The sequence below is a fragment of the Streptomyces sp. MZ04 genome, assembly GCF_004684775.1.
Lineage (GTDB): Bacteria > Actinomycetota > Actinomycetes > Streptomycetales > Streptomycetaceae > Streptomyces.
Genome location: NZ_SRIC01000247.1, coordinates 1 through 12,281, shown reverse-complemented (window position 1 = coordinate 12,281; position 12,281 = coordinate 1). Strand labels below are relative to the sequence as shown.

General features: G+C 70.6%; 12 protein-coding genes. 5 read left to right on the top strand and 7 right to left on the bottom strand.

The window, feature by feature from the left end; genetic code table 11:
• Positions 1-207 precede the first annotated feature (207 nt).
• Positions 208-780 carry a heme-binding protein gene (locus E2651_RS33855; protein WP_135335081.1) on the top strand — a complete coding sequence of 191 codons (573 nt, stop codon included), beginning with the start codon at positions 208-210 and terminating at the stop codon, positions 778-780.
• 84 nt (positions 781-864) lie between these two features.
• Here E2651_RS33855 and E2651_RS33850 read toward each other — a convergent pair whose 3' ends face one another.
• Positions 865-2,394 (bottom strand): FAD/NAD(P)-binding protein, encoded by a 1,530-nt coding sequence (locus E2651_RS33850; protein WP_135335080.1) that lies wholly within the window; start codon positions 2,392-2,394, stop codon positions 865-867.
• A gap of 193 nt (positions 2,395-2,587) precedes the next feature.
• Between E2651_RS33850 and E2651_RS33845 the strand changes: the two genes are divergently transcribed.
• Positions 2,588-3,778 carry a helix-turn-helix transcriptional regulator gene (locus tag E2651_RS33845; protein WP_167828972.1) on the top strand — a complete coding sequence of 397 codons (1,191 nt, stop codon included), beginning with the start codon at positions 2,588-2,590 and terminating at the stop codon, positions 3,776-3,778.
• A 97-nt stretch (positions 3,779-3,875) separates the two neighbouring features.
• Positions 3,876-5,321 carry a M1 family metallopeptidase gene (locus E2651_RS33840; RefSeq protein ID WP_245239393.1) on the top strand — a complete coding sequence of 482 codons (1,446 nt, stop codon included), beginning with the start codon at positions 3,876-3,878 and terminating at the stop codon, positions 5,319-5,321.
• A gap of 86 nt (positions 5,322-5,407) precedes the next feature.
• On the opposite strand, the gene E2651_RS33835 is transcribed toward E2651_RS33840, so the two are convergent.
• A complete protein-coding gene (locus E2651_RS33835) occupies positions 5,408-6,976 on the bottom strand; it encodes a M4 family metallopeptidase (RefSeq protein ID WP_135335083.1) in 1,569 nt (522 codons plus the stop codon).
• Positions 6,977-7,251: 275 nt separating this feature from the next.
• Positions 7,252-7,386, bottom strand: coding sequence for a hypothetical protein (locus tag E2651_RS46015; protein WP_280922819.1), 135 nt, complete (start codon positions 7,384-7,386; stop codon positions 7,252-7,254).
• A gap of 189 nt (positions 7,387-7,575) precedes the next feature.
• Between E2651_RS46015 and E2651_RS33830 the strand changes: the two genes are divergently transcribed.
• On the top strand, positions 7,576-8,133 hold the full coding sequence (locus E2651_RS33830) for a hypothetical protein (protein WP_135335078.1): 558 nt from the start codon (positions 7,576-7,578) through the stop codon (positions 8,131-8,133).
• 89 nt (positions 8,134-8,222) lie between these two features.
• On the opposite strand, the gene E2651_RS33825 is transcribed toward E2651_RS33830, so the two are convergent.
• The 3 genes from E2651_RS33825 to E2651_RS33815 all read right to left on the bottom strand — a co-directional run bounded on the left by E2651_RS33825 (position 8,223) and on the right by E2651_RS33815 (position 11,054).
• Positions 8,223-9,059 carry a phosphoenolpyruvate hydrolase family protein gene (locus E2651_RS33825; protein WP_135335077.1) on the bottom strand — a complete coding sequence of 279 codons (837 nt, stop codon included), beginning with the start codon at positions 9,057-9,059 and terminating at the stop codon, positions 8,223-8,225.
• A gap of 4 nt (positions 9,060-9,063) precedes the next feature.
• Positions 9,064-10,320, bottom strand: a complete 1,257-nt coding sequence (locus tag E2651_RS33820) for a Tm-1-like ATP-binding domain-containing protein (protein ID WP_135335076.1) — start codon at positions 10,318-10,320, stop codon at positions 9,064-9,066.
• A 158-nt stretch (positions 10,321-10,478) separates the two neighbouring features.
• A complete protein-coding gene (locus E2651_RS33815) occupies positions 10,479-11,054 on the bottom strand; it encodes a TerD family protein (RefSeq protein ID WP_135335075.1) in 576 nt (191 codons plus the stop codon).
• Positions 11,055-11,219: 165 nt separating this feature from the next.
• On the opposite strand from E2651_RS33815, the gene arfB reads away from it, so the two are divergent.
• Positions 11,220-11,657, top strand: coding sequence for an alternative ribosome rescue aminoacyl-tRNA hydrolase ArfB (arfB, locus tag E2651_RS33810; protein WP_135335074.1), 438 nt, complete (start codon positions 11,220-11,222; stop codon positions 11,655-11,657).
• Positions 11,658-11,724: 67 nt separating this feature from the next.
• Here arfB and E2651_RS33805 read toward each other — a convergent pair whose 3' ends face one another.
• Positions 11,725-12,273 (bottom strand): flavin reductase family protein, encoded by a 549-nt coding sequence (locus E2651_RS33805; protein ID WP_135335082.1) that lies wholly within the window; start codon positions 12,271-12,273, stop codon positions 11,725-11,727.
• Positions 12,274-12,281: the final 8 nt, after the last annotated feature.

The window sequence follows — 12,281 nt, the reverse complement described above, 5'->3', positions numbered from 1 at the left end:
GGTAAGATGTGTAGAAGAGACAGGGGCCGGGGTGGGCGTACTCGGCGGCGGGGTCGGGCTCGCCGTGTTGATTCACTCTTTTATTGTGACCCGGCGCGGACCGGCACGGGTCAGCCGATCGGCTGACCCGGGGGTCAGCCGGAACGCTTCTCGGGAGCAGCCGGTACGCCGACGGGGAGTGCCGGTGAGCGGCCGGAAGATCGACGCATGACCAAGAACCCCAGCCACAAGCGCTCGAAGCGCACCCGTGTCATCACCGGCGCCCTCGCGGTCGCCGCCCTCGGGGCCGGCACCTTCGGCGCCGTGTCCGCGACCGCCGGGACCCCGGACGCCGCGTCCAAGGCCCCCGTCGTCGCCGACGCGGGCGACGCCGGCCTGCAGCAGTCCACGCACCTCACCGTGGCCGCCGCGACCAAGGCCGCGCAGGCCACCCTGGACGCCGCGAAGAAGGAGAACCAGCGCGTCACGGTCGCCGTCGTCGACCGCAACGGCAACACCATCGTGACCCTGCGCGGCGACGGCGCGGGCCCGCAGTCCTACGAGTCCGCCGAGAAGAAGGCGTACACCGCCGTCTCCTGGAACGCGCCCACCTCCGAGCTGACCAAGCGCCTGGAGCAGGCCCCGACCCTGAAGGACATCCCCGGCACGCTGTTCCTGGCGGGCGGCGCCCCGGTCACCGCCAAGGGCGCCCCGATCGCGGGCATCGGCGTCGCGGGCGCGCCCTCCGGCGACCTGGACGAGAAGTTCGCGCAGGCCGGTGTCGCGGCCCTGAACGGCTGACATCCGCCGCTGACATCCGCCGCTGACATCCGCCGCTGACATCCGCCGCTGACATCCGTCTCCTCGCCGCCGCGCGGCTCACCGTCAGGGCGTCCGGAGCGCCCGGGCGGTGCGGGACGCCTGGGCGGCGACGCCGGGGATGCCGGACGTGATGAACGAGCCGCCGCCGGCCAGGTCGCCGACCACGTGCACGCGCGGGTCGGCGGGGGTCAGCCCGCCGGACGGGTGGAGCGTGGCCAGGCCGGTGGCCACCAGGGACTCGACCAGGCGGCGGGCCGCGGCCGGGACCGTCTGCGGCGGTGGGTTCACGGCGTTGACGACGAACTCGGCGTTGACGACGAACTCGGCGTTGGCGACGGACTCCGTGTCGGCGACGGACTCCGCGGCGCGTTCGGAGTCGTTCCGCGTCCGCACCCGGAATCGCCCCTCCACCGGCTCGATCGCGTGGACGCCGCGAGTGACCGACAGCTGTCCGGAATCCAGGAGCCGCAGCAGGACGGTCGCGTTCACCGGAACCATGGGCGAGGCCAGGCCTGTGGCCGTGCGCAGGTGGCGCCGCAGCCACGCGCGGTCGGATGCGGGCAGCAGCCGCCACGCGTACGGGCCGACGGTGTGCGCCGCCTCCTGCAGCACGCGGCGGCCGATCCGGGAATCACCGACGGCGGCGAGCTGCCGCCGGAGCCGCTGGACCGGGTCATCGGACGTGGTGCCGACGAGCTCGGCCGCGAGCTCCTCGAAGTCCTCGCCCGCGTCCGCCAGTTCCGCGCGCAGCAGCCCTATGAGGTCGTCGAGCGTGACCTCTCCCCGTGCCCGGTGCAGTTCCGTGACGCGTTCGGCGGTCAGGTGCCGCGGGCGCCGGTCGTCCGGGCGCTGCCAGACGTACGGCAGTACTCCGCCGCGCGAGAGCAGCGTGATCCGCCCCGTGTGGCCGCGCGCGGCGAGCGACACGACGACGTCCACGGCGGTCAGGCCGCTGCCGATGACCGCCACATCGCCCCCGGCCGGTACGCGGTCGAGCGTATCGGCCAGCGGATAGGGGTCGGCCGTGAAGCCCGGGTTGCCGGCGAGGCCGTACAGATCCGGGGGTGTTCCTCCGCCGACGCACAGCACCACGTGGGTGGCCTCGTGCTTCTGCCTGCCGTGCTGCTCCTGCGTACTGTGCCGCTCCATCAAGTCCTGCGTGCGCAGCACCAGACGGGCCCCGGAGCGGACCACCTCCGTCACTTGGGCGGCCACGACGCGTACGAGCCAACCCCGCTCGCCCAGCGCCGCCACGGCCTTCTCGGCGGTTTGCGCCAGATACTCGCCGTAGAGCGCGCGCGGGACCAGCGGCCGGCCCAGGAGTCCGTCGACGTGGTCGGCGCCGCGCTCGCCCAGCCAGGCTGTGTAGTGGCCGAAGTCGCCGTTGCGGATCGACATGATGGCGGGCGGCGCGTTCACGAGGACCGAGTCCAGGTCCGGGCCGTACGGCCGCCCCCGCCACAGTTGCGGCGACGGCTCGAAGACCGTGATCGTGCCGGTCCCGCCCCCGGCGGTGGCCTCGCCCTCCGTGGCGGCCAGTGCGTCGAGCAGGCCGACCGCGGCCGCGCCCCCTCCGACGATCGCGATGTCCATGAGCTCCCTCTCCGGTGCCGTCCGGCTTGTGCCGTCCGGCTTGTGCCGTCCAGTCGTGTGCCATCGACCTTCGCCAACGCCGCCGCGGAGCCCCATCCCCCGCGTACGGGCGATCGGCTCCGACCGACCCCCTCACATGAGGGGTTGGTGCCGTGCGGAGGACCGGGCAGGCTGGGCGGCGGAGGGGATGCTCATGACCGACGCACGCCGGACGGTGCTTTCGGCAGCCGAGAGGGCCGTCGAACGGGCCGCCGAAGCAGGCGAGTTGTTCAGCCTGGCCTCGGCCGCGCTGCAGCGCCTCGTGCCGTTCCAGGCCGCCGTGTGGACGGCCGCCGACCCGGAGACCGGCCTGATCACGGCGCCGATGCTGGTGGAGAACCTCGGCACCGGCGAGGGCTGTCACGCGTACTGGGAGAGCGAGCTCCTTGAGGAGAACGTCCTGCCGTTCCGCGAGCTGGCCCGCGCGTCCGTACCGGCCGCCGGGCTGCGGCAGGCCACCGGTGGCCTGCCCGCCCGCAGCGCCCGCTTCCGGCGCCTGCTCCTCGGCAGCGGCGTGCACGACGAGTTGCGAGGCGTCCTGCGGATCGGCGACCGGCCCTGGGGCCTGGTGAGCCTGTTCCGCACCTCCGACGCGTCGCACACCTCCGACGCGTCGCACACCTCCGACGCGTCGCGCACCTCCGACGCGTCGCGCACCGCAGCCGCGTTCCGCCCGGACGAGATCGCGCTGCTGGCCGGCCTGTCCCGCCCGCTGGCCGCGCGGCTGCGTGAGTTCGCGAGGCCGCCCGACGCGGCGCCCCGCACCGAATCGCCCGCTCCCGGCCTGATCCTCTTCGACGAGTCCGGCGAAGCCATGTCGATCAACGACGAGGCCCGCCGACTCCTCGCGCTGCTGCCGAAGGGTCCGTCCTTCCCCTCACCGCTGGGCCTGAAGCTGCCCATCTGGGTGATCGGCACGGCCCTCCAGGCGCGGGCCGTCGCCGACGGCCGCGACCACGGCAACGCCCGCGTTCGCATCCGCACCACCGAAGGCCGCTGGCTGGTCTGCCACGCCTCCTGCCTCACCGGACCCGGCGGCCGCCCCGCCCCGGTGGCCCTCGTCATCGAGCCCGCGACACCCGCGGACCTGGCGGTCCTGATCGCCGACGCGTACGGCCTGACCTCGCGGGAGCTGCAGATCACCCAGCTCGTCGCGCGCGGGATGACCACCGCCGAGATCGCCACCACGCTGTTCATCTCCCCGCACACGGTCCGCGACCACCTCAAGACCGTCTTCACCAAAGCCCGCGTCTCCAGCCGGGGCGAGCTGGTCGCCCGCCTGTTCACCGAGCACTACTGGCCCGCCCTGCCGGGAAGCGTCCGGCAGTCAACCGTCCGGCAGTGAACCGTCCGGCAGTGAACCGTCCGGCAGTGAACCGTCCGGCAGTGAACCGTCCGGCCGTGCGGCCCCCGCCGAACATATGCCGCATAAGATCGCAGCCGTGCACCCACGATCCACGGCGCCCCGCGGCACATCGACCGCCGCCCTCGCCGCCCTCGCCGCCCTCACCGCTCTCGCCCTCACCGCATGCGGCGGCTCCGGAGTGCACGGCACGCCCGGAGCCGACGGTGTGCGCGACCCGTACTTCCCGAAGCTGGGCAACGGCGGTTACGACGTCGCGCACTACGGCCTGACCCTCGGCTACGACCCCGAGTCCCGCCATCTCACCGGCGAGGCCGAGATCACGGCACGTGCCACGCAGGACCTCAGCGCCTTCAACCTCGACCTCAAGGGTCTGGACGTGAAGACGGTGACCGTCGAGGGGAAGGACGCCAACTTCCACCGCGACGGGCAGGAGCTGACGATCCGCCCGCCCGACGACCTCGACAAGGGCGAGACGTTCCGCACGACCGTCCGCTACTCCGGCACCCCGGAGGCCATCACCGACCCGGACGAATCCGAGGAGGGCTGGCTGCGCACGGCCGACGGCGCCATCGCGCTCGGCGAGCCGACGGGCTCGATGGCCTGGTTCCCCGCGAACAACCATCCCTCCGACAAGGCCTCGTACGACATAAGAATCACCGTCCCCAAGGGCCTGAAGGCCATCTCCAACGGTGAGTTGACCCGCGAGTCGACCAAGAACGGCCGCACCACCTTCGCCTGGCACAGCGCGGAACCGATGGCGAGCTATCTGGCGACGGTCGCCATCGGGACGTACGAGGTCAAGCGCTCGACCACCAAGTCGGGCATCCCCGTCCTCACCGCCGTGGACCCCTCCCAGGTCAAGGCGAGCGCGAAGACGCTCGCCAAGATCCCCGAGATCATCGAGTGGCAGGAGCTGAACTTCGGCCCCTACCCCTTCTCGTCGACCGGCGCGATCGTCGACAGGGAGGAGGACGCGGGGTACGCCCTGGAGACCCAGACCCGCCCCACCTTCCCCGGCGCCCCCGACACCGGACTCCTCGTCCACGAGCTGGCCCACCAGTGGTTCGGCGACTCCGTGACGCCCAAGTCCTGGCAGGACATGTGGCTCAACGAAGGGTTCGCGACGTACGCGGAGTGGCTGTGGGAGGAGGACCACGACGGCGACAGCGCGCAGGAGACCTTCGACGCGATCTACGAGGGCGACTACTACGACTCCGCCGAGGACAACAAGGCGATCTGGGCCTTCCCGCCCGCGAAGCCGCCGTCCGCCGCGCGCATCTCGGACAGTCCGGTGTACGAGCGGGGCGGCATGGTCGTCCACAAGATCCGGCAGGCGGTGGGCGACGACACCTTCTACGACATCGTGCAGGGCTGGACGAAGTCCCGTCGCCACGGCAACGCGGACACGAAGGACTTCACGCGGTACGTCGAGGAACACGCGGGCGGCGACGCGGCGCGCGAGAAGGTGCGCGCGATCTGGGGTCCGTGGCTCTACGAAGACGGAAAGCCGGACCACCCCTGAGGTCTGAGGGGCGATCCGGCCTTGTTCCGGCCTTGTTCCGGCCTTGTTCCGGCCTTGTTCCAGAGCTGCTTGGCCTTGCTCCAGGGCTACTTGACGTTCACACCGGACCAGGCGGCCGCGACCGCCTTCTCCTCGGCGCTGCCCGCGCCGTACAGGTCGGCGGCCGCCTTGAGCGTGGCGGTGCGCGCGCCCGCGTAGTCGGTCGTCGACGTCATGTAGACGGACAGCGCCTTGTACCAGATCTGGTAGGCCTTGGTCCGGCCGATGCCGGTGACCGAACTGCCGTCCGCCGTCGCGGAGTCGTAGGAGACGCCGTTGATGGTCTTCGCGCCGCTGCCCTCGCTCAGCAGGTAGAAGAAGTGGTTGGCGACGCCGGACGAGTAGTGCACGTCGAGGCGGCCGACGTTCCTGGACCAGTAGTCGGCGGAGTTGCCGTCCTTGCTGGGCTTGTCCATGTAGCGCAGCGGGGTGCCGTTGCCGCGGATGTCGATCTTCTCGCCGATGAGGTAGTCGCCGACGTCGGCCGGGTTGTTGGCGTAGAACTCGACGGACGTGCCGAGGATGTCGCTGGTCGCCTCGTTCAGACCGCCCGACTCACGGCTGTAGTTGAGCTTCGCGGTGGACGCGGTGAGGCCGTGGCTCATCTCGTGACCGGCCACGTCGAGCGAGGTCAGCGGCTTGAGGTTGCCCGCGCCGTCGCCGTACGTCATGCAGAAGCAGGCGTCGGACCAGAAGGCGTTGACGTACGCGTTGCCGTAGTGGACGCGGGAGTAGGCGGCCTTGCCGTCGCCCGCGATGCCGTTCCTGTTGAACTCGGACTTGTAGAAGTCCCAGGTCTGCGCGGCCCCGTACGCGGCGTCGACGGCGGCGGTCTGCCGGTTCTGCGGCGTCCCGTCGCCCCACTGGTCGTCGGCGTCGTGGAAGAGGGTGCCGGTGCCGGACGTACCGCCGTTGAGGTCGTACGTCTTGTGGCCGCCGCGCCCGCCGTCGGTGAGGTCGTAACCACCGGAGGCGGCGGGAGTCGAGCCGACGGTGACGGAGCCGCTGTACTGGCTCGTCCCGGTGCCGTTCTCGATGGCCTCGTGGCTGAAGAGCTTCTTTCCGGTGGCGGCGTCGGTGACGACGTGCAGCTCGCTGGGGGTGCCGTCGTGCTGTACGCCCGTCACGACGGTTTCGTACGCGAGGACGGGCGAACTGCCCTTGTCTCCCGCCCAGATGACCTTGCGTACGTCCTTCGCGCCGGCCTTCTCGGAGTCGGCCGCGGCGACGGCGGACTTCTTGGCGTCGGCGGCGGACTTCTCGGCATCCGTGGACGCCACGGATATCTTCCCGCCACGCGCCTTGTCGACGCCCTTCAGCTTGCCGCTCTTCGCGGTGTGCGCGACGAGGTCGCCGCCGAGGACGGGCAGGCCGTCGTAGGTGCGTTCGTAGCGGGTGTGCGTGGTGCCGTCGCGGTCCTTGACGACGTCACGGACGACGAGCTTCTCCTTGCCACCGATTCCGATCGCGTCGGCGGCCGAAGAGGCGTCGGCCTGCGCCGACTTGATGGCCTCGGCGCGCTGCGTCGCGCTCAGGCGCAGGGTGCCCGCGCCGGCGGAGTCCTGGTCACCGGCCGCGGTGGCGGCGGTGGTGCTCTGTACGCCGAGCACGACCATGGCGGCCGATGCGGCGAGGGCGGCGGCGCGAACAGCGGTCTTGCGAGGGGTGGGGGACTGCTGTCTCACTGGCTCTCCTTGAAAAAGGGCTTGGCCGGTTGGGGAGCGGCGGAGAGAGAGTGACACTGGTGACCCGTTGATTGACGGTTCACGAACAACTCTTTACTTGTTCTTGTCCGAATGGTGCGGCCCAATGTCCGCTATGCGTACGGTTGTTGGTCCCCGGCCTGCGGTGTTTCCCGGGTGAGCGGCTACGCCAGCGGCTACGCCAGCGGCTACGCCAGCGGCTTTCGGAGCACGGCGCACGGACGCACCCCGCCGCGCCCCTCCGCCCGGAACCGCTCCTCGATCTTGCCCACGAACTCCCGGCCGTGCCCCTTGCGCTGCTGCCGGTTCCTGGTGTCACTCATTTCGCTCCCTTTCTCTCGCGCACCAGAAAATAAATCCGGCACCGTACGTCTGAACAAATTCAGGACAGCTGTCGATTTGGCCGGAAGAAAGGCTGCCGAGAGGCGCGTGAATTCTTCAATCTGTACGAGCGTCGCCGCGTCATATCGAGATGTGCGGCGCTCAACCAATTCCCCGGAAGGGAGAATTACGTGGCAAGCAGCAGGGCACGTATCCGCGTCGAGCTCGTCAAGGTCCACTGTTTCGACACCGAGGACAACCTCGGCGGCGACGAGTTCTACGTCGTGGGCGCCGCCGCCTGTGGTGACATCCGCAACGTCGTCCTCACCAAGCCGCTCGACATCAACGACCAGCAGTCGAAGATGTTCAACCCGACCGAGTCCGTGATCTTCGAGGGCGAGGTCGACATGGCCGACACCCTGACCATCGGAATCGCCGGCTACGACGAGGACTTCAGCTCGGACTGGGGCAAGTACGGCCAGGCCCTCAAGGAGATGCTGGACTCCGTCAACAAGGTCGTCCCCATCCCCGGCCAGTTCGGCCAGCAGCTCATCGACGTCTCGTACACGGCGATGAGCGACGTCCTCAAGAAGGTCGACCCGGACGACGAACTCGGCCAGCTCACCGTCTCCCGCCCCATTTCGGAAATCCACGCGGGCGACAAGCCGTGGCCGTTCGAGGGCGGCACGTGGATGGGCAAGTGGAAGTACGAAGTAACGTACCGGATCACCAAGATTCCGGTGACGTGACCTCGACTCCGACGTGAAGCGGGGCGGTTGTCCGTGCATGGCTCGCGCCTTACGGACTGCCGCCCCCCTTTCGGCTTTGTTGAATTGACTCAGGAATCCGTAAGCAGGGATTTGAACGCCCGCGTCTGCTCCACGATCGCCCGTTCCGTGGGGAGGCGTTCGATCGAGGACGCTCCGAAGAAGCCGACGATTCCCGTGGTGCGGGAGAGGACGTACGCCGCGTCCTCGGGCTCCGCGATCGGGCCCCCGTGGCAGAGGACCAGGATGTCGGGGTTCACCTCCTTGGCCGCGTCGTGCATCTCCTGGACCGCTGCCGCCGCCTGGTCCAGGGTCAGGGCCGTGCCCGCGCCGATCGAGCCCTTCGTGGTCAGGCCCACATGCGGGACGAGGACGTCCGCGCCCGCGCGGGCCATGTCCGCCGCCTGGGCCGGGTCGAAGACGTAGGGGGCCGTCAGGAGGTCGCGGGCGTGGGCCTCGCGGACCATGTCGACCTCCAGGGCGTAACCCATGCCCGTCTCCTCGATGTTGGTGCGGAACGTGCCGTCGTAGAGGCCGACCGTCGGGAAGTTCTGGACGCCCGCGAAGCCCATCGCCCTCAGTTCGTCCAGGAAGCGGCCCATGTCCCGGAACGGGTCCGTGCCGCAGACCCCGGCCAGGACTGGCGTGTCCTTGACCACCGGAAGGACCTCCCGCGCCATGTCGACCACGATCGCGTTCGCGTCCCCGTACGGGAGAAGCCCGGCCAGTGAGCCGCGGCCCGCCATGCGGTAGCGGCCCGAGTTGTAGATGATCAGGAGGTCGACGCCGCCCTCCTCCGCGCACTTGGCGGAGAGGCCGGTGCCCGCTCCCGCGCCGATCAGCGGACGGCCCGCCGCCACTTGGGAGTTGAGGAGGGAGAGGGCTTCCTTGCGGGTGATCGAGGGCATGGGGTTACCGCTCCTTGATGCCGGTGAGCTCGCGCGAGCCGATCAACTCGTCGAGGCGGTCCGCCATCGCCACCGCGAACGACGCGTCGTTGATGTGTACGTCCATTTCGTGGAGCCGGACCCCGCTGCCCCGCACCGTCGTACGCAGGGCGGACAGGCCCGCCGCGTCCGCCGCCGGGTCCTCGAACGGGCCGCCGTCGATGTCCACCGCCGAGACGCCGCGCAACGGCCAGAACAGTTCGGCGGGGCCGCGCGCCGCGGCGAGCTTGTGGCCGAGGGACGCGCCCAGGGTCGCCATCTCCTGGGCGGTCGTCCGCATCAGGGTGACCGTGGGGTTGTGGACGAGCAGCTCGCGGTCCGCGAACCGGGCGGGGACGGTCGACTCGGGGCCGAAGTTGACCATGTCCAGGGCGCCGGGGGCGACCACCTGGGGGATGCCCGCGCGGCCCGCGGCGGTAAGGCGCTCGGGGCCCGCGGAGAGGACACCGCCGACCAGATCGTCGGCGAGTTCGGTGGTGGTCAGGTCCAGTACGCCGTCCAGGAGGCCGTCGGACGCCAGCTTCTCCACCGCGCGGCCGCCGGCGCCCGTCGCGTGGAAGACGAGGACCTCGTAGCCGAGCTCGTCGAGGCGGGCGCGGGCCGCGTCGATCGCGGGCGTCGTCACGCCGAACATCGTCGCCGCGACCACCTTGCGGCCCTGGCCGGCGAGTTCGTCGTGGTTGCGCTCGAAGCGGCGGGCCATGCCGGCGGCCGCGGCCGCCGCGTTGCCGAGGACCTGCCGGGAGACCGAGTTGATGCCGGAGATGTCGACGACGCTGTACATGAGGGTGATGTCGCTGCTGCCGACGTACGGGGACACGTCCCCGCCCGCCATCGTGCTGACGAGGACCTTCGGCACCCCGATCGGCAGCGCCCGCATCGCCTGCGCCGCGATCGACGAGCCGCCGCTGCCCGCCGCCGCGAGCACCGCGTGCAACCTGCCCTCGCGGTGCAGGTCCAGGACGACCTCCGTCACGCCGTCCGCCATCGCCGCGACCGCCGCGCCCCGGTCGCCCGAGCTCCGCAGCTTCGCCAGGTCGTGCCCGGCGGCGCGGGCCACGGCGGCGGCCGGTACGTCGGCGGTGGGCGCCTGCGCGGGGGGCGGCAGTATGCCCGTGTCGACGAGCAGGACGTCGCTGCCGTACTCCCGCAGCCGCTCGCGCAGCCACGCGTACTCGGCGCCTTTGGTGTCCAGCGTGCCGACCAGCACCACGGTCGCCATGGGCCTCACACTCCTTCACGCTCCGGTTCGCGGGCCGTCCGTCCCGCCGCCTCGCGGCGGATCCCTTCCCGCGCGGCCGGCCGATTACCCCGTACCGACGACGAGGGCCCCCGGCGGAACGTATCCGCCGGGGGCCCTCGTCAACTGCCTGGTGAACCTCAGACGTTGACGCCGAAGTCCTGCGCGATACCGACCAGACCGGACGCGTAGCCCTGGCCCACCGCGCGGAACTTCCACTCCGCGCCGCTGCGGTAGAGCTCGCCGAAGACCATGGCGGTCTCGGTGGCGGCGTCCTCGGAGAGGTCGTAGCGCGCGATCTCGGCGCCGCCGGCCTGGTTGAGGATGCGGATGAAGGCGTTCCGCACCTGACCGAAGTTCTGCGAGCGGTTCTCGGCGTCGTAGATCGAGACCGGGAAGACGATCTTGTCGATGTCGGCCGGGAGGCCCGCCAGGTTGACGTTGATCTGCTCGTCGTCGCCCTCGCCCGCACCCGTGACGTTGTCACCGGTGTGCACGATGGTCTGGTCCGGCGTCGCCTTGTTGTTGAAGAAGACGAAGTGGCCGTCCGAGAAGACCTTGCCCTGGGGGTTCACCGCGATCGCGGAGGCGTCCAGGTCGAAGTCGGTGCCAGTGGTGGTGCGGACGTCCCAGCCGAGGCCCACGGTGACGGCGGTCAGGCCCGGAGCCTCCTTGGTGAGCGAGACGTTGCCACCCTTGGACAGGCTTACTGCCATTGTTGGGAGTCCCTTCCCTCGTTGCGTACGAACGGGCTTCGTACTGGGGACGAAGCTACCGTCACCCCTATGAACGTCGACCGGGGTCCCAGAGGTTCCACTTCCTTTTACTTTCTTTACTCGCCCCGCAAATACAGGTGACGTGGACCGGACAGACGCGGGACCATGGAGCACATGTCCGGTCCCTATGTCATCCGCGGCTCCGTCTCCCTCCCCGAGGCCGAGCTCATGTGGCGTTTCTCGCGGTCCTCGGGGCCGGGCGGGCAGCACGTCAACACCAGTGATTCGCAGGTGGAGCTGAGGTTCGACCTGGCGAACACGGACGCGCTGCCCGACGTGTGGAAGGAGCGCGCCCTGGAGCGCCTCGCGAACCGCCTCGTGGGCGGCGTCGTCAGCGTGCGGGCCTCGGAGCACCGTTCCCAGTGGCGCAACCGCGAGATGGCCCTGGTCCGCCTCGCCTCGCTCCTCGCGGAAGCCACCGCCCCGCCGCCGCGGCCCCGCAGGGCCACGAAGATCCCCCGCGGCATCAACGAACGGCGGCTGCGGAACAAGAAACAGCGCAGCGAGACCAAGCGCGGCCGCTCGGGCCAGGGCTGGGGCTGACCCCGCAAACCCTGTGTGAACCCCGTGTGAACACTGCGCCGGCAAACCCCGCGTTAGCAAAGGGCGCTCAGCCCAGCTGCCGGTACTTCCCCTTGAAATACATCAGCGGTCCGCCGTCCGCGCTGGGCAGCTCCGCCGTGAGCACCCGCCCGATGACGAGGGTGTGATCACCCGCCGTCACCGTCCGCTCGGTGCGGCACTCCAGCGTCGCGAGCGCGCCGCCCACCAACGGCGCCCCGCAGGCCTCACCCCGTACGTAAGGGATGTCCTCGAAGAGCAGCCGGTCGCTGATCCGGCCCTTCATCGCGAACCGCCCCGCGATGTGCCGCTGGCTCTCGGAGAGCACCGAGACGCCCCACAGCGGCTGCTCGGCGAGCAGGTCGTCCATCCGGGAGCCCTCACGCAGGCTGACCAGCACCAGCGGCGGGTCCAGCGAGACGGAGAGGAAGGCCGTCGCCGTCATGCCGACGTCCTCGCCGCCCGGGGCCAGCGGGTCCTGCGCGTCCAGCGAAAGCTCGCGCGCGGTCACCAGGACCACACCCGCGGCGAGCCGGGACATGGCGGCGCGGAACTCTTCGTTGCTCACCCCCACAGGATGCCCGCCGGGGGCGGGGATACGGGGGG